General features: G+C 59.1%; 22 protein-coding genes. 16 read left to right on the forward strand and 6 right to left on the reverse strand.

Annotated elements, in window-relative coordinates; translation table 11 throughout:
* The 4 genes from B5E43_RS12585 to B5E43_RS12600 all read right to left on the reverse strand — a co-directional run.
* Positions 1–533: FAD-dependent oxidoreductase (locus B5E43_RS12585; protein WP_143383010.1), on the reverse strand; the 533-nt coding region annotated here is incomplete at its 3' end.
* A gap of 156 nt (positions 534–689) precedes the next feature.
* Positions 690–1835, reverse strand: coding sequence for a hypothetical protein (locus tag B5E43_RS12590; protein ID WP_206407002.1), 1146 nt, complete (start codon positions 1833–1835; stop codon positions 690–692).
* Positions 1836–1953: 118 nt separating this feature from the next.
* Positions 1954–2955, reverse strand: a complete 1002-nt coding sequence (locus tag B5E43_RS12595) for a Nif3-like dinuclear metal center hexameric protein (RefSeq protein ID WP_087397245.1) — start codon at positions 2953–2955, stop codon at positions 1954–1956.
* A 230-nt stretch (positions 2956–3185) separates the two neighbouring features.
* The gene (locus B5E43_RS12600; protein ID WP_158099063.1) at positions 3186–3560 is read right to left on the reverse strand and encodes a Na-translocating system protein MpsC family protein; all 375 of its coding nucleotides are present in this window, start codon (positions 3558–3560) and stop codon (positions 3186–3188) included.
* A 318-nt stretch (positions 3561–3878) separates the two neighbouring features.
* Between B5E43_RS12600 and B5E43_RS12605 the strand changes: the two genes are divergently transcribed.
* From B5E43_RS12605 to B5E43_RS12655, 11 genes are all read left to right on the forward strand, one after another.
* Positions 3879–4517, forward strand: a complete 639-nt coding sequence (locus B5E43_RS12605) for a sugar O-acetyltransferase (protein ID WP_087397249.1) — start codon at positions 3879–3881, stop codon at positions 4515–4517.
* 126 nt (positions 4518–4643) lie between these two features.
* Positions 4644–5378, forward strand: a complete 735-nt coding sequence (locus B5E43_RS12610) for a DUF554 domain-containing protein (protein WP_087397251.1) — start codon at positions 4644–4646, stop codon at positions 5376–5378.
* Positions 5379–5487: 109 nt separating this feature from the next.
* On the forward strand, positions 5488–6027 hold the full coding sequence (locus B5E43_RS12615; RefSeq protein WP_087397253.1) for a sigma-70 family RNA polymerase sigma factor: 540 nt from the start codon (positions 5488–5490) through the stop codon (positions 6025–6027).
* On the forward strand, positions 6024–7595 hold the full coding sequence (locus tag B5E43_RS12620; protein WP_087397255.1) for a hypothetical protein: 1572 nt from the start codon (positions 6024–6026) through the stop codon (positions 7593–7595). Before B5E43_RS12615 ends, B5E43_RS12620 begins: the two co-directional genes overlap by 4 nt.
* 153 nt (positions 7596–7748) lie before the next feature.
* Entirely contained in the window at positions 7749–8588 is an 840-nt protein-coding gene (locus tag B5E43_RS12625; protein WP_087397257.1) for a fumarate hydratase, read from the forward strand.
* Positions 8589–8604: 16 nt separating this feature from the next.
* The gene (locus B5E43_RS12630) at positions 8605–9165 is read left to right on the forward strand and encodes a Fe-S-containing hydro-lyase (protein ID WP_087397258.1); all 561 of its coding nucleotides are present in this window, start codon (positions 8605–8607) and stop codon (positions 9163–9165) included.
* Between the two features lie 24 nt (positions 9166–9189).
* Entirely contained in the window at positions 9190–9822 is a 633-nt protein-coding gene (locus B5E43_RS12635) for a DUF1847 domain-containing protein (protein ID WP_087397260.1), read from the forward strand.
* Positions 9823–9984: 162 nt separating this feature from the next.
* Positions 9985–10638 (forward strand): Crp/Fnr family transcriptional regulator, encoded by a 654-nt coding sequence (locus B5E43_RS12640; RefSeq protein WP_242964825.1) that lies wholly within the window; start codon positions 9985–9987, stop codon positions 10636–10638.
* Between the two features lie 35 nt (positions 10639–10673).
* Positions 10674–11756, forward strand: coding sequence for an MqnA/MqnD/SBP family protein (locus tag B5E43_RS12645; protein ID WP_087397264.1), 1083 nt, complete (start codon positions 10674–10676; stop codon positions 11754–11756).
* Positions 11743–12528 carry an ABC transporter permease subunit gene (locus B5E43_RS12650; protein WP_087397267.1) on the forward strand — a complete coding sequence of 262 codons (786 nt, stop codon included), beginning with the start codon at positions 11743–11745 and terminating at the stop codon, positions 12526–12528. The genes B5E43_RS12645 and B5E43_RS12650 overlap by 14 nt, the downstream gene beginning before the upstream one ends.
* Positions 12521–13102, forward strand: a complete 582-nt coding sequence (locus B5E43_RS12655) for an ATP-binding cassette domain-containing protein (protein WP_087397269.1) — start codon at positions 12521–12523, stop codon at positions 13100–13102. Before B5E43_RS12650 ends, B5E43_RS12655 begins: the two co-directional genes overlap by 8 nt.
* Positions 13103–13151: 49 nt before the next feature.
* Here B5E43_RS12655 and nrdG read toward each other — a convergent pair whose 3' ends face one another.
* Both nrdG and nrdD read right to left on the reverse strand, forming a co-directional pair.
* Entirely contained in the window at positions 13152–13670 is a 519-nt protein-coding gene (gene nrdG, locus B5E43_RS12660) for an anaerobic ribonucleoside-triphosphate reductase activating protein (protein ID WP_087397270.1), read from the reverse strand.
* Positions 13671–13688: 18 nt separating this feature from the next.
* On the reverse strand, positions 13689–15815 hold the full coding sequence (gene nrdD, locus B5E43_RS12665; RefSeq protein WP_087397273.1) for an anaerobic ribonucleoside-triphosphate reductase: 2127 nt from the start codon (positions 15813–15815) through the stop codon (positions 13689–13691).
* Positions 15816–16063: 248 nt separating this feature from the next.
* Between nrdD and mnmA the strand changes: the two genes are divergently transcribed.
* The 5 genes from mnmA to B5E43_RS12690 all read left to right on the forward strand — a co-directional run bounded on the left by mnmA (position 16064) and on the right by B5E43_RS12690 (position 21125).
* Complete coding sequence (gene mnmA, locus B5E43_RS12670) at positions 16064–17149, forward strand: tRNA 2-thiouridine(34) synthase MnmA (RefSeq protein ID WP_242964826.1); 1086 nt, start codon at positions 16064–16066, stop codon at positions 17147–17149.
* A gap of 5 nt (positions 17150–17154) precedes the next feature.
* Complete coding sequence (locus tag B5E43_RS12675) at positions 17155–17454, forward strand: hypothetical protein (protein ID WP_087397276.1); 300 nt, start codon at positions 17155–17157, stop codon at positions 17452–17454.
* Positions 17455–17553: 99 nt separating this feature from the next.
* Positions 17554–18441, forward strand: a complete 888-nt coding sequence (locus B5E43_RS12680; protein ID WP_087397278.1) for a hypothetical protein — start codon at positions 17554–17556, stop codon at positions 18439–18441.
* A gap of 27 nt (positions 18442–18468) precedes the next feature.
* Positions 18469–20442 carry a methionine--tRNA ligase gene (gene metG, locus B5E43_RS12685; protein WP_087397281.1) on the forward strand — a complete coding sequence of 658 codons (1974 nt, stop codon included), beginning with the start codon at positions 18469–18471 and terminating at the stop codon, positions 20440–20442.
* Between the two features lie 143 nt (positions 20443–20585).
* A complete protein-coding gene (locus B5E43_RS12690) occupies positions 20586–21125 on the forward strand; it encodes a DUF4352 domain-containing protein (RefSeq protein WP_087397282.1) in 540 nt (179 codons plus the stop codon).
* Positions 21126–21150: the final 25 nt, after the last annotated feature.

Genomic DNA, 21150 nt, shown 5'->3' on the forward strand with positions numbered 1-21150 from the left:
ACCACGCTCACACGGCCGCCGAAGGTGGGGCACCGCAGCGCACACATCGCACAGCCGTTGCCGTACTTGCCGCAGTTCACCATGGGACCCGCGCTGCCGGTGGCGTCGATAAACACATCACCGCTGATCTTCTCGTCGTTGGTCAGGATCACGGACACCATCTTGTCCCCATCCATCTCCACGTCCTTCACGCGGGCCAAGGTGCGGACCTCGATGCCCTTCTTCTGCAGCAGAGCCTTGATGGCGGGCTCGATGAGTGCGATGTCATACAGGCTGGCATGGGAGTGGCCGGGGAACTCAATGTTGGTGTGCCGGCAATTGGCGTCGATGGTCTCAAAAATCTCATTGGCGCCCAGAGCAATCGCTTCCTCGGTAGCGGTAAACCGGCCGTTGTTCCGCATGATACCGCCAACCAGGCCAGTGCCCAGCAGCATGTCGGTACGCTCCAGAACTGTTACCTCTGCGCCGGCATTCTTCGCCGCGATGGCCGCTCCGGAACCTGCCCATCCTCCGCCTACTACAACAACTTTCATCTGTTACACCCTTCTTTCTCAAAATATCGACATGGAAACCTAAGGTTTTCCTTGTGATTACATATTCTGCTTGTAGACTCATGACTAACGTCAAGCGCATGGGGACGCGCCTAATCCTGGCGCGCCCCCTAGATGTATAATCGTTGCTACGCTTGCTTACAGGAACAGACCAAACAGCTGCGCACACAGAGCAGCATAGACCAGACGAATCACACAGCCCACGATAGCAGCAAACATGATCTCCCTGGTCTTCAGATCAACAACACCGCTCCAAACAGCGGGGATCTGGCCCAGAGGCACCTGGATGGGCCAGGAGGAGTTGGCCAGGACAAAGGAACCAATCAGCAGCTTCTTCACCGCGGGGTCAGCCAGAACCTCTACCAGAGCACCAGCAGCAGCGTCAGCAGTGGCGGGAGTTACCATGGTGCCCAGAGTCTTCATGGCCAGAGTGCCGGCGACAGTGATGGTCTGCAGACCTGTGGTAGGCTCAATACCCATCACCTCAAGGACTCCGCCCAAGCTAGCCGTAATCACGCCCCAAATTCCGAAGTACTCCAGCAGGCCGATAATTGCGAACACCGCGCAGCCAGCGGGCAGGATCAGAGTGATAACAGTGGTCACACCCTCACGGGCAGAGCCGAAAATCAGGTCCATTACACCGGTGTCGGGGGTGAAGCGGGGCAGATCATGAATGTCAGCCGCCTTGGTATCCCGCCAGAACAGGCGCAGGAAAGCCGGAACCAGGAAGATGGGCAGGAAAATACCCACGATCATAACAGGGAAGGGGTTAATTCCAGCTGTAGACAGGGCGATGATACCCAGCACGATGATAGAGAAGGACGCAGGCGCATTGGTCAGAGTAGCAATGGCGATTTTCTGCTCGTCTCTGGTACAGCCAGCCTTCATAACCACAGGACCGGCAATGCGGCCAGCCGCATTCACGTCGCCCAGAATGTTGTAGATAATGCCCACACACACAGCAGCGTTGATCTTCAGATACTTCATGATCGGCAGGAAAATACGCATCAGAGCATCGGTAAAGCCCAACCGCTCCAGAATACGGCCAGTCATGATGGAGACCACGATGGTGGCACCCAGCATAGAGGAACCAAACAGGTAGAACTCAAACATCTGGTATGCCTTGGCAAACATTGCATTAAAGGCCCCGGAGAACTGCTCATGGGCTGCAAAGATACAAACCAAGAACGCGATGAACAAAATCAGACCGACCCACTCAATGGGCTTCCATTTGGCACGCTCTTCTGCGGTTTCCACTGCAGCCTTTTTTTCTTTCGTATCCATAAGTTACCTCCCATTTACATATAATTTTCAGCAGGATCGTCCCCTCTCTTTTTCTTCCCTCCCCTTTTTTTGTTCCTTACGAGCCTGCTGATTTCATCAACCGTTTCCTTGCCTTCCCTCAGCGGTGGAGATATTTGGCGGCAATCTTGGTGCCGTAATCCCGAATTTCAGGGGACCCCACTTCCTCCAGAGGGATACTGGTCTGACGCTCCCGGAAAATAACCACTTCGCACTCGGGCAGGTGGTTTTTCAGCGCCTGGGCCAGAGGCACGCCGTTTTCAAAGATTTCCAACGCGTGAGAGTTGCCGCAGATGAAGTTCATCCCCAGCTCCTCCGCCTTCGCCACCAGCGGATGGCCCGGATAGACCCGGCTGATGGAGGCGATCACGGTATCCGCCTCGGGATAGTCCCGCTTCAACTGCTCCAGATGCTCCGGAGTAAAGCCGCAATGGGGATGCATGTGGATCACTGTCCGCACCTTATTGCTGCGGTCGCCCACCAGGATCTTGGCGCAGGCAGCCACCGACGTCTCCTCGATCTTGTCGCAGCCCCGCTCCTTGCGCTCGATCTCCAGCATATGCTCGTCCAGCTTCGCGTTCATCAGAATGTTCAGCCGGTCGATCAAATCACCAATGGTATCGATCTCAGGCAGCACATTGCCCACATTGACCACGTTACCAGGCACGCCGCCATAGCTCACGGAGGAGAAGAAGGGCCGATGGCCATGGAGCCAGGGAATACCGGGATGGGTACCATGGAAGGCCTCGTGCAGTTCAAAATGAGCCAGGTTGTAGATGCCCAGGTAATACTTGATCAACACGCCGCCGGAATTGGCCGCATCGGCGATGGGGTGGTGGGAAACGATGGCGTCCACACCAGTGGCCGCAGCCAGCTCGATAACACTCTCCGTCACCGTCATGCATACCGCGATCTTCTTGACCTCCTGCTCCGCGTCACCCCAAATCAAGCCGGGCATCTCCACGATCCCCTTTCCGGGGATGCCAGAGGATTTCATCACGACCCAGGGATTTTTCCCGCTGGCCCAGTCATGGGAACTCTTGAGGCACCGGCCACCGGTCAGATCGTCCAGGGCTTGCAATACATCCTTTACTTTTGCCATGCTTTTCTGTCTCCTTTATCTCTAAAAATTAAAGTATTCCAGTGAAGAAGTCAAAAAAACCGCAAAATGCTCCAGGAGCCTTTGCTCCTTTGCATTTTGCGGTCAATCACAGCTTTCACAAGGCTCCATCCTCTGTGCTGGCCTCTGCTGGCAGTATCATTCTACCGTCATTGGCCCTCACCAGGGAATTGGAACTCTGTTCTTACCCGACAATTATTTTGTTGTTGAAGTTATTTGTTTCCCGTCTCTCTCTTTAATTCCGGCAGCAATTCTTCCACAGGCTTTTCAAAAATGGACAGACTAACTGAGATTTCCAATCCTGGATCATAGTCCTTCAAATGCGCCAGGACCTTGACTCCCAGTTCTTCTTTCATCTCCAAAATGAACAGCCGCTTAAATTGTGCGATCAACGCACGGTCCATAATTTCTGTGGTGCCTTTGTCGGTTTCGTCCACCAGGGATAACACGCTCACACGACGGTTCTTAGCTGTAATCAGCACCTTGTCCCGCAGTACATCCACACGCTGAGACAGCAGCCCTTGATGGAATACTTCCATGTTGACCTTGTTGTTGATTCGCAGCACTTCCTGCTTGAACTCTCCCATCTGCATCTACAGAAGCACACCTTTCTTGGTTGCCTCATTATACCATACTCCCAAGAAATATGCAAGAAAAATGTCCGATTTTGTTAATTATTTCACGTTGCAATCTTCGGTTGAAAATTGTGTCAATTTTTCTCCCCTTGCCCCCTCCTTTTTTGTTGAATTATCCCACTTCTTGTCCATCTTTTGTCTTCCTTTTTTGCAAGGTTAGATTCATCAAACTTTCATTTTATTTTCTTGCCCACTGCTCTTTCCCTGAACCTCCAGCTGTGATATACTGCTCTTCGTGGTTTAACAAAAACAATAAGGAGTGAACGTCAAATGGATCACCAGGAGCGCATGGAAGCAGGCTTGCCCTATAAGCCCTGGCTGGACGGTCTGGCTGAAGCTCGTCAGACAGCCAAGGAAAAAATTTACGCCTTTAACAATACCCCTCCCCAAAGCCAGGAGCAGTCCATGTCCATCCTCAAGGAACTGTTTAGCCGCACAGGCGAAGATTTCTGGATTGAAGCCCCCTTTCATTGTGACTACGGCTATCACATTGAGGTGGGAGAGCACTTTTACGCCAACTACAACCTCACTATTCTGGATGCGGGTTGGGTACGCATCGGAGACAACTGCATGATCGCCCCCAACGTCTCCATTTTTACGGCCGGCCACCCCATTCACCCCCAGGCCCGCAACTCCGGCTATGAGTACGGCTTTGGCATCACAATCGGCCATAATGTCTGGATCGGCGGAGGCGCCATCCTTCTCCCCGGCGTGACGGTGGGAAACAATGTGGTCATTGCCGCCGGAAGTGTGGTGGGCAAAGATCTGCCTGACAACGTAGTGGCCGCCGGCAATCCCTGCCGTCCCATCCGGACGATCCGGCCCGAAGAGCGGGACTGCTATTTCCGGGACCGTCCCTTTGATATGGAGGACCACCTTGCCCCCGACGACCCCACCTATGCACTATAACCTCCCCTCCCAAAGCAGGCTTTTTCCTCCCCGATAATAAATCAAACCTACTCTCAGTCCCCCAAAGCCAGAAAATTCCTTACTCTAAAATCCAGGCCGGTCTTCCGGCTCATAGCAGGTGATAACATGTTCCCAGCCGGAATCGGCACGGTAGTAAATGTACTGGCCATCGTTCTTGGCGGTCTGATCGGTCTGATCTTCAAGGGTGGACTGAAAGAGCACTATCAGCAAGCGGTCACCCGTTCTCTTGGACTATGTGTGCTGTTTATTGGAGCCAGCGGCGCCCTGTTGGGCATGCTCCAAATGGAAAACGGACGTCTGGTTGGTGCCTCCACACGCGATACCCTGGGCATGGTTCTCTCCCTGGCCCTGGGCACATTTTTGGGCGAGTGGCTGGATCTGGACGGTAAAATGGAGCGTCTGGGTGCCTGGCTGAAGGCACGGGCCGACCGCTCCGGCGGAGACAATCAGTTCATCCAGGGTTTTGTCACCGCCTCCCTCACCGTGTGCATCGGAGCAATGGCCATCGTAGGCTCCATTCAGGACGGACTTTCCCACGATCCCTCCACTCTGTTTACCAAATCCATTTTGGACTGCCTGATTATCATGATCTTTGCCTCCACCTACGGGAAAGGAGTAATCTTTTCCGCTCTGCCCGTGGGAATCCTTCAGGGATCGGTGACTCTCTTCGCCGGACTTTTGTCCCCCATCTTCTCCCAGGCGGTCACGGACAATCTCTCGTTTCTGGGCTCTATCCTCATTTTCTGTGTCGGACTGAATCTGGCCTTTGACAGCCGGTTCCGGGTAGCCAATATGCTCCCCGCCCTGATATTCGGTGCCGTTTACACGGTTGTGCTATAATCTCTTTCCTGCGCCGGTTCCCTCCGGCGCATTTTTATTTATTTCTTTTTCGTGGGGTTCTTACCCCCGTGTCGTATATACAGTTAGAAGAAGCTCAGGAGGTGACGCCATGGACCCCGCCCAATGGATGGACCGGCTGCGGCAGGACGACCCCGACGCCCTGGAATCCCTACTCCAGCACTTTGACGGTATGCTGCACTATATCGTGGGCGGCATCCTCTCCGACCCCGGGGACCGGGAAGACTGTTTGGCCCAGGTGCGGGCCAAGCTGTGGGAGGGGCGGCACCACTATGACCCAGAAAAGGCCACCCCCGCCACCTGGCTGACCGCCGTGTGCCGCAACACCGCCTTTGACCATCTGCGCCGCTTGCGTCGCCGCCCCCAGGAAGAGGAGCTGTCTCTCCTCCAACCAGATCCCTCCCCCAGTCCTGAGGAGACACTCCTGCAAAAAGAGCGCGCCCAGGCGCTGCGCAGGGCTCTTAACGCCTTGAATCACAGAGATTATCAGCTGTTTTACCGCAAATATTACTATCTGCAGTCCACCCAGCGCATTGCAGATGAACTGGGCACCACCCCGCGGGCAGTGGAAGGCCGCCTATACCGCATTCGCAAAAAACTTCAGGAGCAACTGGGAGGTGAATGGAAATGAAGGAGGATTCCTTTGACCGGATTCTGATGGAAGAGATGTCCCAGCTGCCTCCCGACCCCAGTTCCTTAACCGACTATACCCCCTGGCAGACCGCCATCCGCAGCATGATGCTTGGCATGGCCCTGAACGTCTTTCGCTTGGAGTTTTTTTACCTACAGTATCTTCTCCCCCTGCTGGGGGCCGTTCTGCTGTACCTGGGCTGCCGCTCTCTGCGTAAAAGCGACCCCTGGTTCCGCCTGTGCTGGGCACTGTCCGCCCTCCTGCTGGTGCTGCACATGGGGGTGGACATCCTCACCGCCACCCCTGTCGTCCAGTGGATCACAGACCAACCCCGACTAGATCACACCCTGGCCGGTATCCTGTCCGCCATCATGTTCCTGCTCCTCTTTTCCCTGCGGGCAGGCATTCGGCGGGCCTTTACCCGCCGGGGAGAATCCAGCCCCAAGGACTGGCTGGGCCGGGGACTGGCCGTCTACCTGCTCTGCATCGCCCTGGCCCTCTGGTCGGAGCTAGTCCCAGCCTATGATCAGGCGATGATGGGCATTTCCATCACCAACGACTGGCTCTACTACGGTCGGCCGGCGCTGTTTATCGCCCTGGAAATTTACCTGCTTCGGTGCATCCTACTCCAGAGTGAAGCCCTGGCGGGGCGTGGATACGACATTGTCCCCGCTCCCGTGCGTCTGCCGGGCAGGCGCTTTACCCTCCTGGTCTTCGGTGTAGTCCTGCTGGCCATCCCCGCCGCCCTCTTTGTCAGCAGCCGTCTGCCCACCCTGCCTGCGGCGGAAGTCTCCCGCTCCCTCACCTCAGATCAGGCTGCCGTCCGGCAGCGTCTCATTGCCCTGGGACTTCCGGAGGAGCTGGCCAACTGTCTGGACGGGGCGGAGCTGGAGCGGTACGCCGGAGCTCAACAGGTCATCCAGGGCCAGCCTAAGGATGTGAGCGGCTATGACCCGGAGCAGCCTGCCCCCGAAGGATCACCCGTTCCGGTTCACCTGGGGGATGGAGAAGCGGAGCTGTCCGTATGGGCCATCCGGCTTCCAGACGGGTCGGCGCGGGTTCTCCATTTCTTCCGCTATACCGTCCTCCCCTCCCTCCGCCTCCAGGACCAGTTCTCCATAGACCCCTCGGGCTACTTCTATACAGACGACTTTGCCGGGGGGCTGCTCTGGGACCGGAATGGGGACCCCTACGCCGCCCAGATTTCCCTCCAACTGGGGGGAGGCGAGACGGAGGACCAGGTGCCGGAGCTCACCGCCTGGATCTACCAGTTCGAGTTTGACGCCTTCGGCCGCCGCCACTTCTCCCCCTGGTTCAACTTCTCCATCCCCGCCGGGGCGGAGGATCTGCGGGGCTGGCTGGCCTACACCGTCCACCCCCAGCAGAGCCAGAGCGGAGTGGTGAATGGGGGCTTCGGTGACCTCACCTACCTGTTCCTCCGCCACCAGTCCTCCCTGCTCCACTACCCCTTCGCCTCCATCTCCGATCTGGGCGGACAGCGGGATGCCGGCCACCACGGCGCCATCGAAACCGCCTGGGCCACCTTTGAGTTCTACCTCCCAGACTGATCCCGCCACACCAAGGAATAACCATGGCCCCTCAGGTCCGGCAGCCAAGCTGCCGGACCTTTTGACATTTCCTTGCATCCCCCGCTCCCGGGTGGTAAAATGAGACAAAAACCGTCCCGCCCCTGGGCAGGACCGGGAGGAGGACATGCCCCTATGAGAACCATTTCCGCCGCTGCCATCACGGACGCAGTGGCTCAGCTGTGCATCCAAGCCAATACCCACTTGCCTGACGACATTGTGGCCGCCCTGGACCGCACCCGTCAGGAGGAGCCCTGGCCTCTGGCCAAGGAGACCTTGGGTCTGCTGTGGGACAACCTGGAGCTGGCCCAGAGCAAGGACCTCCCCATCTGCCAGGACACCGGAATGGCCTGTGTCTTCGTGGAGCTGGGCCAGGAGGTCCACATTGACGGCCCCTTTGAGGAGGCCATCCACCAGGGAGTCCGACGCGGCTACGGGGAGGGCTACCTGCGCAAATCCATTGTGGGCGACCCCCTGCGCCGGGTCAACACCGAGGACAACACCCCCGCCGCCATCACCCTGCGTCTGGTCCCCGGGGACAGCTGCCGCATCACCGTGGCCCCCAAGGGCTTTGGCAGCGAAAACATGAGCCGTCTGGGGATGCTCAAACCCGCAGACGGAGTGGAGGGCGTGAAGGCCTTCGTGGTAGACACCGTCCGTCTGGCCGGTTCCAACCCCTGCCCGCCCATTGTGCTTGGCATCGGCATCGGCGGTTCCTTCGACAAGGTGGCCTACCTGGCCAAGCACGCCCTGCTGCGGCCCATTGACCAGCCCAACCCCGACCCCTTCTACGCCGCTTTGGAGGGGGAACTGCTGGAGGCGGTCAACGCTCTGGGCGTTGGTCCCCAGGGCTTCGGCGGGAAGACCACCTGTTTGGGGCTGTCCATCGAGACCGCCCCCACCCATGTGGCTGGACTGCCCGTTGCGGTCAACGTCAGCTGTCACGTCACCCGCCGGGCCACCGCAGAACTGTAAAAGGAGGCTGTGTGTCATGCAATATAAGCTCACTACCCCTGTGACCCAGGCGGATCTGGCCCCCCTGCGTGCCGGGGACACGGTACTCCTCTCCGGCACTGTTTACACCGCCCGGGACGCCGCCCACAAGCGCATGATGGAGCGGCTGGACAAGGGAGAACCCCTCCCCTTCCCCCTGGAAGGCGCCGCCGTCTACTATGTGGGCCCCACCCCTGAGCGGCCCGGACAGGTCATCGGCTCCGCCGGTCCCACCACCAGCGGCCGGATGGACGCCTACTCCCCCCGTCTGCTGGATCTGGGGCTCTCCATTATGATCGGCAAAGGGGCCCGGAACCAGGCGGTCAAGGACGCTGTGGTACGAAACGGAGCGGTCTACCTGGCCGCCCTAGGCGGAGCAGGAGCCCTGATGGCGGAGAGTGTGAAATCTTTGGAGATCATTTGTTGGGAGGACCTGGGCTGCGAAGCGGTGCGGAAGCTGGAGGTGGAGAACTTCCCCCTCACCGTCATTCTGGACCCCCAGGGTGGAGACCTGTACCAGTCCGGCCCAGCCGCTTATCTGGCCCAGGCCAGCCGCTGATTCCACAAAAAAGGAGGACGCCCCATGTTTACCTGCGCTAGCTGTACCATCCTGGCCTGTAAATCCGGTCAGCTGGACCAGATGCCCAAAAACTGTCCCATGCAGGACCGGGCCTTTTTCGACCAGGTGGTTCAGGAATATTTCAAGGAGGAAAACCACGATTTTTTCCTCACCAGCACCGCCATCGAGTATCTGGGCTACTGCCGCTGGCCCCGGCTGCGGGAGGTCGCAGAGTTTGCCAAACGCATGGGCTACACCCGGCTGGGGATGGGCTTCTGTGTAGGACTGCACAAGGAGGCCGCCATTGTGGACCGAGTGCTGCGCAAGCAGGGCTTTGAGGTGGTCTCCGTGGCCTGCAAGACCGGGAACATTCCAAAGGTAGACCTGGGCTACTCCCCAGACATGCTTCTACGTCCCGGCACCCGGGAGGCCATGTGCAACCCCATCGCCCAGGCCGAGCTGCTCAACCGGGCCGAAACCCAGTTCAATATCTGCTTGGGGCTGTGCGTGGGCCACGACTCTCTCTTCTACAAATATTCTAAGGCCCCCGTCACCACCCTGGTGGCCAAAGACCGGGCCACCGGCCATAACCCCGCCGCCGCCATTTACTGCGCCGATGGGTATTTTAAGGACCGTCTGGACCCAGAAAAGCCCTGAACTTGATGCTTTTTCTTCTCTTTGTTTCTCCAGCGCCGGAAGCGGGACTCCCGCTCCCGGCGCTTTTTATCTCTTTTTCCTAGGGGTTGACCTTTTTCTTCCTGTGTGCTATCATCTCAACTGTCTCAAATAATACACATTTAGGGGGTGGGTGGTACGGCTTTGGAGCTTGGTCAGATGGAACTGGAGCTGTTGGCCCGCTGTCCCCTGCTGCGGGGGGCGGAGGAAGATCTTCTGCGCCAGATTCTGTCCCGTGACGGCACTGAGCTTTTTTCCTTCTCCGCCGGTCAGGTGGTATACAGCCCCCGGCAGTTTCGCCGCTGTCTGGGCGTACTCCTCTCCGGCCAGCTTCAGGTTACCAAGGGGACCCTTGCGGTCAGCCTGTTGGAACCGGGGGAGCTGTTTGGCGCTGCCGCTCTCTATTCTGATGCCCCGGAATTTGCCACCACCATTACCGCCAAGCGCTCGGGCCGGTGCCTGCTGCTCGGCCAGGAGCTGGTGGATGAGCTCATTGCCGCACAGCCCCTGATCCGGGAAAACTACCTGCGCTATCTCACCGGACGCATCCGCTTCTTGTCAAGCCGCATGCAGTCTCTGGCCCAGCCTGGGGTGGAAGGCCGTCTGGCCCGTTACCTGCTGGCCAATGGCCAAGCCGGCAGTGTCACCTGCCCCGCCGCCCAACTGGCACGCCGGCTGGGTGTCAGCCGGGCCAGCCTGTACCGCGCCTTCGACGCCTTGGAAAAAAGCGGCCTGATCCTGCGCCAGGGAAAGACCATTCTTATTCCCAACCCCTCTGCATTGGAGCATGTATTATAACCCATGAAATTGGTTTATTTGGAAAGGATGATTGTATGAAACGCGCACTCTCTCTGCTCCTGACCGCCGCTCTTGCCCTCTCGCTGCTCTCCGGCTGCGGCCCCAAAAACACCGGCACCTCCAGCTCTGCTTCCAGTTCCGGCGGGGATGCCTCCTCTGCCTCCTCCAGCGACAGCAGCACCTCGGCCGACTACACCCTGCCCAAGTTTATGGTTCTCTCCGGCCCCACCGGCGTGGGCGCTGCCAAGCTGATGGCCGACGCGGAATCTGCCTGGGAAAACGGCGGCAAGACCGCAGATGGGAAGCCCTGCCCCATTGCCCAGGACCCCATGGTAGTGGCGGATAACCAGCAGGTCAACGACGCCCTCATCAACGGGGATGCGGACATCGCCGCCATCGCCACCAATGTGGCCGCCACCTTAAGCGCCAAGTCGGAGGGAGCCATCCAGGTACTGGCTGTCAACACGCTGGGCGTTCTGTACATCCTGGAGAAGGGAGACACCGTCCAGTCCATGGCCGACCTGGCGGGCAAGACGGTATATGCCACCGGCCAGGGCGCCAATCCCGAATATATTCTCAATTACCTGCTCACTCAGTCCGGTGTGGACCCCTCTCAGGTGGACATCCAGTGGCTGACCGCCCAGGAGGTTTCCGCCAAGATGGCCTCCTCTGAGGACGGCATCTGCATGCTCCCCGTCCCCGCTGCCACCGCCCTGATGATTCAGGACACCGGTGTGCGCCAGGCCCTGTCCCTCTCTGACGAGTGGGCCAAGCTGGAGCAAGGCGAGCTGCCCATGGGCTGCGTGGTGGCCCGCACCGACTATGTGGAGGAGAATCCCCAGGGCGTGGAAGCCTTCCTCAGCGCTTATGAGGAGTCCATCGCCTACATGTCTGATCCCAATAATCTGGAGGATGCTGCCCAGCTGGTGGCCCAGTATGAGATCACTCCCAACGCCAAGGTGGCTGCCGCCGCTATCCCTCAGTGCAACCTCACCTTCCTCACCGGCGCGGATATGAAGCTGGTTCTGGAAAACTATTACCAGGTCCTCTTCCAGGCCAACCCCGCTTCCATCGGCGGCGGTCTGCCCTACGACTCCTTCTACTATGGAGTGGAGTAAGAGACTCAAACAACTGATTTCTGTTCTGCTGCCCCCGGCCATTTGGCTGGGGGCTTGGCAGCTTGGGGCCTATTTGGTGGAGCTACATGTGGAGGGGCGGGGCAATGAGCTGCTCCTCCCCTATCCCGCCACCGTTCTGGCCGCTCTGCTGACTCTGGCCGGAGAGCCCGCCTTCTGGGGGACCATTTTCGCCACCCTGGGCCGAATTTTGGCGGGCATGGCCGTGGGCACCCTGCTGGGCAGCCTCCTGGCCCCTCTGACCTGCCGCTGGTCCTGGGCCGACCGACTGCTCTCCCCCGCCATCCGGGTCATCCGGGCCACTCCCGTGGCCTCCTTCATTCTGCTGCTTCTGCTATGGACCCATCGGGGCACCGTTCCCGCCATCATCGCCGGGCTGATGGTTCTCCCCGTGGTATGGGAAAATCTCTGCCGCGGTCTGGGGGAGACGGACGGGCAGCTTTTGGAGCTGGCCCGGGCCTACCGGTTCTCCCGTGGGAAAACCCTGCGGCTCATTTACCTGCCCTCGCTGCGCCCCTACTTTCTCTCCGCCATCACCACCTCCATGGGACTGGCCTGGAAATCGGGGGTGGCGGCCGAGGTGCTGTGTCTGCCCCGCCCAGGCATGGGGACTGAGATCTACAACAGCAAGCTCTACCTGGAAATCCCCGACCTGTTTGCCTGGACGGCGGTGGTGGTGGCCCTGTCCCTAATGTTGGAGCGGCTGCTGCGGTGGGCATTGCATCGAGCAAAGGGAGGTGTGGACCGTGGTTGAACTGCAGGAGATCTGTGTGGGCTTTGGAGACAAGCAGGTGCTAGACCACTTCTCCCTCTCCCTGCCCCTGGAAGGGATCACCGCCCTGCAGGGCCCCTCGGGCTGCGGCAAGACCACCCTGCTGCGGGTGCTCTCCGGTCTGGAGCGGCCCCGGAGCGGACGGGTGCTGGGGCTATCCCCCCAGGAAACCGCCGTTCTTTTTCAGGAAAACCGCCTGCTCCCCTGGCGGACGGTCCGGCAGCAGATCACCGACGTACTGCCCCGTTCCCGCCACGAGGAAGCCCAACGGTGGCTGGAGGTGGTGGAGCTGACGGGAGAGGAGGATGCCCACCCCTCCACCCTGTCTGGAGGCATGGCCAGGCGTCTGGCCCTGGGGCGGTGTCTGGCTCTGGGGGGACGACTCTATCTGCTGGACGAGCCCTTCGCCGGGGTGGACCCGGAGCGGGCAGCGCGGATCATGGGCCGGCTGAAGGAGCTTGCTCTGCCCATTCTCCTGGTCAGCCACGAGCCCGCCATTCTGGCCCTGGCCGACCGGGTTCTCCTCCTGAACGGCCCGCCTCTGACTCTTATATAACAAAACACCCCGAATATTCCAATACAGCTTGGAATATTCGGGGTGCTTATTACTCTTTTTCATCCCACAGGACCACTTCTCCCCGCTCCAGGGAGGGGGCAACCTGGATGAGCCGCTGATTCTCTGAGCCCCGGAAGCGCAGGGACAGGCTCTTTTGGGCCAGCACAAAGGGGCCGTCCACCAGTACGTCCAACTCCTCCAGCAGCGCCCGGCTCTGCTCCCCCACTCTTCCCGCAGCCAGCTCCTCAAAGAGGTAGCCGGTGTAGCACCAGATATCCTTTTGGGGGTAAGCGGCGCGGACCTTCTCCACCAGTTCCAGCACCGCCTGCTGGTTTTTGGGATGGAAGGGCTCGCCCCCCAGCAGGGACAGCCCCTTGATATAGGGCTTGGACAGATGCTTCAGAATCTCCGTCTCCTGCTCCGGGCCGAAGGGCTTGCCATACTGAAAGTCCCAGGTTTCGGGATTGAAGCAGCCCTCGCAGCAGTGGGTGCAGCCGGAGACGAAGAGAGAGACCCGCACGCCGGGGCCGTTGGCCACATCGATGGGCCGGATATCGCCGTAGTTCATGGGGCGCTCCTTTCTATCTTACAGGTGGAGCACCCGGGCCTTGATCTCCTTGGTCTTGCCCACGTTCCAATAGTTCTCACCCAGGTAGCCGCAGGTGCGGCGGGTAACATTCATCTTGGAACGGTCGGTGTTGTGGCAGCAGGGGCACTCCCACTGGTTGTCGTCGTTGATCATGATCTCCCCGTCGTAGCCGCAGACCTGGCAGTAGTCGCTCTTGGTATTGAACTCGGCATACTGGATGTTGTCGTAAATGAACCGGACAACCTCCTTCATGGCCTCCAGGTTGTGGCGCATGTTGGGCACCTCCACATAGGAGATGCAGCCGCCGGTGGAGATCTTCTGGAACTGGGACTCGAAGGTGAACTTTTCGAAGGCGTCGATGTGCTCCCGCACGTCCACATGATAGCTGTTGGTATAATATCCCTTATCCGTTACATCCGGTATCGTCCCAAAGCGCTCCTTGTCGATACGGGCAAAGCGGTAGCACAGAGATTCCGCCGGTGTGCCGTAGAGGGCAAAGCCGATGTTGGTCTCCTTCTTCCAGTCGTCACAGGCTTTGCGCAGCCGGTTCATCACCTTCAGGGCAAACTCCGTCCCCTCCGGCTGGGTATGGCTTACCCCCCGCATGAGTTTGGTCACCTCATACAGGCCGATATAGCCCAGGGAGATGGAGGAGTAGCCTCCGTAGAGCAGGGGCTCAATGGGGGCTCCCTTAGGCAGGCGGGCGATGGCTCCGTACTGCCAGTGGATAGGCGAGGAGTCGGACTTGACGTTTTTCAGGGCGTTGTGCCGGCACATGATGGCCTGGAAGCACAGCTCCAGCCGCTCTTCCAGCAAGGACCAGAACTTCTCCTCGTCCCCCCGGGCCAGGATGCCGATCTGGGGCAGGTTCAGGGAGACCACACCCTGGTTGAACCGGCCCTCAAACTTGTAGTTGCCGTTCTCGTCCTTCCAGGGGGCCAGGAAGGAGCGACAGCCCATGGGAGAGAAGACGTTCCCCTCGTAGTTCTCCCGCATTTTCTTGGCGGAGATGTAGTCGGGGTACATCCGCTTGGCCGAACACTTCACGGCCAGCTCAGTGATATAGTCGTACTTGCCGCCTTTTAGGCAGTTGTGTTCGTCCAACACATAGACCAGCTTGGGGAAGGCGGGGGTGATGTAGACCCCCTTCTCGTTCTTGATGCCCTCCAGGCGCTGGCGCAGCACCTCCTCCACGATCATGGCATTCTCCTCCAGGTAGGGGTCCCCCTCTTGGAGATTGAGGAAGAGGGTGACAAAGGGAGACTGGCCGTTGGTGGTCATGAGGGTGTTGATCTGGTACTGGATGGTCTGCACGCCGCTCTTCAGTTCGTCCTTCAGGCGGTCGTCCACCAGGCGCTCCAGAGTGGCCTCATCCACCTGGCCAGCGCACTCGTAGGAAATGTGCTTTTTGAATTTTTCCCGGCTGCGCCGCAGATACTTTCCCAGATGGCTCAGATCCACGCTCTGGCCGCCATACTGGTTGGAGGCCACGCAGGCGATGATCTGGGTCATGACGGTGCAGGCCACCTGGAAGCTCTTGGGGGACTCGATGAGCTTGCCGTTCATCACGGTGCCGTTGTCCAGCATATCCCCGATGTTGATGAGGCAGCAGTTGAAGATGGGCTGGATAAAGTAGTCGGCGTCGTGGAAGTGGATGGCCCCCTCGTCGTGGGCCTTGGAGATGGGCTCGGGGAGCAGGATGCGCCGGGTCAGGTCCCGGCTCACCTCTCCAGCGATATAGTCCCGCTGGGTGGCAGCGATCATGGTATTTTTGTTGGAGTTTTCCTCCGCCAGTTCTTGGTTTTCGTTGCGCAGCAGGGAGAGAATGGACTCGTCGGTGGTGTTGGCCTTGCGCACCAGGGCACGGTTGTATCGGTAGATGATATAGGTCTTGGCCAGGTGGAACTTGTTTTCCGCCACCAGCCCCTGCTCCACCAGATCCTGGATGTCCTCCACCAGCATCCGGGGCCGCTTCAACTCCTCGATGCGGTCGATGATGGCGTCAATCCGATCTCGGCCCAGCCGCTCCTCTCCAGGCACCTCGGCGTTGGCCTTTTCAATGGCGGTGACGATCTTGCTGCGGTCATAATCCACGATGGTCCCATCGCGCTTAATCACTTTCATAGTCGTTCTCCCTTCTCGCTCAGGCTATTTCTATTTCAACAGCGCCGGAGCGCCGTGACACTTCAGGATGGAATTATAGCATAGTGACCCTCTTTTGTCCACCATATCTTGTGTTTTAATTTCAATTTTATGTTTCCATATACAAGATGTATTTTCTCTGTCAAACTTTGGAGAAAACCGGAGCTTTTGGTGCCTTTCCCGCCATTTTGGTTGCTCCGGGGCGTAAAGTGTGGTATACTTTCAGTTGTATGTTCAAAATCAAGGAGGTTGCTTGGATGGGTCAGACCGTGGCAGTGGCCATGAGCGGCGGCGTGGACAGCTCCGCAGCTGCCTGGCTGCTTGGGCAGCAGGGCTATGAGCTGATGGGGGTCACCATGGACCTCTCCAACGAGGGAGATTCCAGCCAGGCGGTACGGGATTCGCAGGCGGTGGCCGGTCAGTTGGGGTTCCCCCACCACACGCTGGAGCTGTCCCAGCTGTTTCAGGCGGAGGTCATTGAGCCCTTCATCCGCTGCTATGAGGCCGGACAGACCCCCAACCCCTGCATCCAGTGCAACCGCCGCTTAAAATTCGGCGCTTTGCTTCGCAGCTGCCAGGAACTGGGGGCGGACGCCCTGGCCACCGGACACTATGTCCGCCTGGAGCAGGACAAGGGCAGTGGGCGCTACCTATTAAAAAAGGCCGCCCACCTGGAAAAGGACCAGAGCTATGTGCTCTACTCCCTTACCCAGGACCAGCTCTCCCACAGCCGCTTTCCCCTGGGGGAACTATCCAAGGAGGAGGTGCGCTCCATCGCCCTGGAACAGGGCCTGGCCAGCGCCCGCAAGGGGGAGAGCCAGGATATCTGCTTTATCCCAGACGGCGACTACCCCGCCTTTCTGCGCCGGCATACCGGCCGGACCTACCCCTGCGGCCCATTTCTGGACGAAGCTGGGCATGTGCTGGGAGAGCACCAGGGGATCGTCAACTACACGGTGGGCCAGCGCCGGGGCCTTGGGGTTTCCTCCAACCACGGCCGCCTCTACGTCAAGGAGCTGCGCCCGGAGGAAAACGCCGTGATTTTGTGCGAGAACCAGAGCTTGTTCTCCAGCGTTCTCACCGCCCGGGAGCCCAATTTTATCCCCTTTGACCGTCTAAACTCCCCTATGCGCCTGCGGGCCAAGATTCGCTACCGCATGGCAGAACAGCCCTGCACCGTGGAACAGACAGACTCGGACACCGTTCTCGTCCGCTTCGACGCCCCGCAGCGGGCCATTACCCCCGGCCAGGCCGTCGTCTTTTACGATGGCGACGTGGTGGTGGGGGGCGCTACCATTTGGAAAGGAGGGCTCTAACCAATATGAGCCAGAAAAAACACAAAAAACGCCACTCCCAAGCTGTGATGGATGCCAAACGCCAGGCCAACCAGGCCAAATTGGCCGACGAGAAGGACCGGGCCCGCAAACGCATGCATCCGGTGGCTCGAAACCTGCTTTTTGGCGACCTGGTGTTTTTGGCCGCCTGCCAGCTGCTGTATACCCAGGGCATGCTCTCTGAGCTTGTTTCCGGACTGGCCACTTTAGTTGGAATTGTTCTTCTGGTGTTGGCCCTCTACTTCCAGTTTGGAAAAAAACGGGACGGCGGCTCCTGGCCCATGTAATCCGCACCGGCCTGGCCTTCCCTTGATTTTTCCCTGGTTTTGGTATATGATATGGGCTGTTACCCCGCTATCTCTATACATTTTAAGGAGCGTTCCTCTATGAAGCGATATGATATCCTGCTGCCGACTCTGGCCGTGGTGGGCGGCGGGGTGGGTTTTGGGCTGCGCCGGTGGCAGCTGACCACCGGGTACGACCCCCAAACCCAGCTCTTTGTCCATGGCCACCCCGCCAGCTACGCTCTACTCCTGTTGACCGCGGTGCTGGCGCTGCTTTTTTTACTCTCCATCCGCACAGCTAAGGGACCGGAGGATTTCTTACCCGCCTTTCGCTGCCCCAACAGCGGATACATGACGGGGATGGCCGCCTCCGGCCTACTGCTGCTGGGAGCCGGCGTTTTGGGCCTGCTGGACGGAATGGGACAGCTGTCCGCCTGGAAAATGGACCCGGAATCCTATTTAATTACCTATCCCATCGCCATTTTCATCTGCGCCTTTCTCTGTTTTCTGGCCGGACCCGCCCAGCTTACCCTGGGCCGGAGCGCCTATCGGGAAACTTTGGGGGAATCCTGCTCCCTGCTGGCCGTTTTTCCCCCCATGGCCGCCCTGGCCTGGCTGTTCAGCTTTCATCTGGACCACGGCACCGACCCCGTTTTGATGGGCTACGGCATCACGCTGGCGGCTGTGGTATTCCTCTTACTGGCTCAGTATGAGTGCGCCGCCTTTTTCCACGGCCGGCCCCATCCCCGCAGGGCCTTGTTTTTCTTGCTGATGGGAACATACCTCGCCCTGATCTCCTTGGCCGATCTGCCGGAGCCCTTCTTCCTGGTGCTGATGGTGTCCTTCCTGCTGGCATCCCTCTCCCAGAGCTGGGCCCTTCTACGCAACACAATGGGCCCCCACTGGCCCAAACGACTGCTCCACGAGCGAATGCCCTCTGGGGCTGAGCCGAAGGACACTGCCCACCCCAACGAGGGGTCCGTTTCATGATACTTTATGTAAGGGAGAAATTACACCATGGAGAATAAAAAACGGTTTTATATTACCACCCCCATCTACTACCCCAGCGATAAGCTCCACATCGGCCACACCTATTGCACCGTGGCCACCGACGCCATGGCCCGCTACAAGCGCCTGACCGGCTACGACGTTCTCTTCCTCACCGGCACCGATGAGCACGGCCAGAAAATCGAGGACAAGGCCAAGGAGGCCGGCGTCACCCCCAAGGAGTTTGTGGACCGGATCGTCACCGGGGAGAAGGGCGTACTGGACCTGTGGAAGCTGATGAACATCTCCAACGACCGCTTCATCCGCACCACCGACGACTACCACGTGGCCGCTATCCAGAAAATTTTTAAGAAGATGTACGAGAACGGGGACATCTACAAGGGCAAGTACGTAGGCAAATACTGCAAGCCCTGTGAGTCCTTCTGGACCGAGAGTCAGCTGGTGGACGGCAAGTGTCCGGACTGCGGCCGGGAGGTCCAGGACGCCGAGGAGGAGGCCTACTTCTTCCGTCTGTCCAAGTACGCCGACCGCATCCAGCACCTGCTGGAGGACACCGATTTCCTGGAGCCCCGCTCCCGGGTCAACGAGATGGTCAACAACTTCATCAAGCCCGGCCTGGAGGACCTGTGTGTCTCCCGCACCTCCTTCACTTGGGGTGTGCCCGTGGACTTTGACCCCGGTCACGTGGTCTATGTCTGGGTAGATGCCCTGTTCAACTACACCACCGCCCTGGGCTTTATGAACGACAAGTACGATGACTACGACAAGTTCTGGCCCGCCGACGTCCACTTTGTGGGCAAGGAAATTGTCCGCTTCCACTCCATCATCTGGCCCGCCATGCTCATGAGCATGGGTATGCCCCTGCCCAAGAAGGTGTTTGGCCACGGCTGGCTGCTGCTGGACGGCGGCAAGATGTCCAAGTCCAAGGGCAACGTGGTAGACCCCTATCTGCTGGCCCAGCGCTTCGGCGTAGACGCCCTGCGCTTCTTCCTGCTGCGCACCTTCCCCTTCGGTTCTGACGGCAACTTCTCCAACGAGGCCCTCATCAACACCATCAACGTGGACCTGGCCAACGATCTGGGCAACCTGCTCTCCCGCACCGTGTCCATGGTAGGCAAATACTTTGGCGGCACCCTGCCCCAGCAGCAGGCCGAGGACCCGGAGAAGGACCGGGAGCTGGTGGAGCTGGTCTCCACCCTCCGCAGCCGCTACGAGGATCAGATGGAGCACTTCGCCTTCCAGAATGCCCTGGCGGAAATTTTCAAGGTCATTGGCCGGGCCAACAAGTATATCGACGAGAACACCCCCTGGGTGCTGGCCCGGGATATGGAGGCCAACGGTCCCCGCCTGGCCGGGGTGATGTACAATCTGCTGGAGGTGCTGCGCATCAGCGCTGTCCTCCTCACCCCCTTCATTCCCCAGTCCTCCGCCGAGATTTTGCGACAGATCGGCGCCTGCGAGGCCTGCCAGACCTGGGAGAGCGCCGGACAGTGGGGCTCCCTCCGGGCCGATGTCACCGTGCAGCGGGGTGAGAACCTCTTCCCCCGCATCGACCTGGACAAAGAGCTGGCCGCTCTGGAGGAGATTGCCGCCCAGGCCAAAAAGGCTGCCCTCCCCGCTTTGGAGGTGGAGCCCCAGCTCACCGAGAAGGTGGACTTTGACACCTTCTGCAAAAGCGACTTCCGGGCCGTGAAAGTAAAGGACTGCCAGAACGTGAAGAAGAGCGAAAAACTTCTCCGCTTCACCCTGGACGACGGCACCGGCACCGACCGTCAGATCCTCTCCGGCATTGCCAAGTGGTATAAGCCCGAGGAGCTCATCGGCAAGACCCTTATGGCCATTGTCAACCTGCCTCCTAGAAAGATGATGGGTCTGGAGTCCAACGGCATGCTCATCTCTGCCACCCACACCGAGCACGGAGAGGAGAAGCTCAATCTGCTCATGCTGGATGACAAAATCCCCGCCGGAGCCAAGATGTGCTGATTTCATTACTCCCAGGAAGGACGGCTAAGCCGTCCTTCCTTTTTTCTACCGCCCCTCCCGCCCCTTGCTTTTTCCGCCCAGATGCCCTATAATCGATTTCGATCTTTCCCCAGAAGGCCATGCTTGGAATAGGAGGGTGAGCGGTGAGGCGATGGTGGTCCCTGCTGCTGTTGGCAGCGATCTTGACATCTGTATCCGGCTGCAGCTGGGGGCAGAATAAAGGGACGGGGGATTATGCCCCCGGCGACACCATATCCACCTACTGGTTTGATTTTTCGTTGGATACGGTGGATGTGATTGACAGCTACGACGGCTACCGCCCCGCCAGCGGCAATCAGCTGGTGGCATGCCGCCTTTCCCTGAAAAACACCTTCGATGAGGCCATTTCTATGTCCCAAACCGACTTCTTCCTCCTGTGGTCCCTTGCCTCCGGCGACACCAGCTCAGAGGAGGAAGAGATGGCCGGGACCTATGCCCTGCCCAAATTCTCTAACCGGCAGCTGGAGGATACCTATAACCTGGAGCCGGGAGAGAGTCAGGAGGGAGATCTGGTTTTTGAGGTGCCCGAAACCACAGATCGGGCTGCCTTGGTATTTGAGGAATACTATGTGGACAGCGAGAGCGAGACGGGCTACTCCATCGGGGACCGCTATCAGGTATGGTTTGACCTGACAGAGGCCTGAGTGTTGTTGCTCTGCTGCCCCAAAA

This window comes from Flavonifractor sp. An100 (assembly GCF_002161175.1).
In the GTDB taxonomy this organism is placed as follows: Bacteria; Bacillota; Clostridia; order Oscillospirales; family Oscillospiraceae; genus Lawsonibacter.

Coding starts and splice junctions, on each gene's coding strand:
- B5E43_RS12675 (WP_087397276.1), top strand. CDS start 17,155: ATGAGCCAGAAAAAACACAAAAAACGCCACTCCCAAGCTGTGATGGAT.
- B5E43_RS12625 (WP_087397257.1), top strand. CDS start 7,749: ATGAGAACCATTTCCGCCGCTGCCATCACGGACGCAGTGGCTCAGCTG.
- B5E43_RS12645 (WP_087397264.1), top strand. CDS start 10,674: ATGAAACGCGCACTCTCTCTGCTCCTGACCGCCGCTCTTGCCCTCTCG.
- B5E43_RS12600 (WP_158099063.1), bottom strand. CDS start 3,560: ATGGGAGAGTTCAAGCAGGAAGTGCTGCGAATCAACAACAAGGTCAAC.
- B5E43_RS12605 (WP_087397249.1), top strand. CDS start 3,879: ATGGATCACCAGGAGCGCATGGAAGCAGGCTTGCCCTATAAGCCCTGG.
- B5E43_RS12680 (WP_087397278.1), top strand. CDS start 17,554: ATGAAGCGATATGATATCCTGCTGCCGACTCTGGCCGTGGTGGGCGGC.
- B5E43_RS12590 (WP_206407002.1), bottom strand. CDS start 1,835: ATGGATACGAAAGAAAAAAAGGCTGCAGTGGAAACCGCAGAAGAGCGT.
- B5E43_RS12635 (WP_087397260.1), top strand. CDS start 9,190: ATGTTTACCTGCGCTAGCTGTACCATCCTGGCCTGTAAATCCGGTCAG.
- B5E43_RS12650 (WP_087397267.1), top strand. CDS start 11,743: ATGGAGTGGAGTAAGAGACTCAAACAACTGATTTCTGTTCTGCTGCCC.
- mnmA (WP_242964826.1), top strand. CDS start 16,064: ATGTTCAAAATCAAGGAGGTTGCTTGGATGGGTCAGACCGTGGCAGTG.
- B5E43_RS12595 (WP_087397245.1), bottom strand. CDS start 2,955: ATGGCAAAAGTAAAGGATGTATTGCAAGCCCTGGACGATCTGACCGGT.
- B5E43_RS12630 (WP_087397258.1), top strand. CDS start 8,605: ATGCAATATAAGCTCACTACCCCTGTGACCCAGGCGGATCTGGCCCCC.
- metG (WP_087397281.1), top strand. CDS start 18,469: ATGGAGAATAAAAAACGGTTTTATATTACCACCCCCATCTACTACCCC.
- nrdG (WP_087397270.1), bottom strand. CDS start 13,670: ATGAACTACGGCGATATCCGGCCCATCGATGTGGCCAACGGCCCCGGC.
- B5E43_RS12615 (WP_087397253.1), top strand. CDS start 5,488: ATGGACCCCGCCCAATGGATGGACCGGCTGCGGCAGGACGACCCCGAC.
- B5E43_RS12610 (WP_087397251.1), top strand. CDS start 4,644: ATGTTCCCAGCCGGAATCGGCACGGTAGTAAATGTACTGGCCATCGTT.
- B5E43_RS12620 (WP_087397255.1), top strand. CDS start 6,024: ATGAAGGAGGATTCCTTTGACCGGATTCTGATGGAAGAGATGTCCCAG.
- nrdD (WP_087397273.1), bottom strand. CDS start 15,815: ATGAAAGTGATTAAGCGCGATGGGACCATCGTGGATTATGACCGCAGC.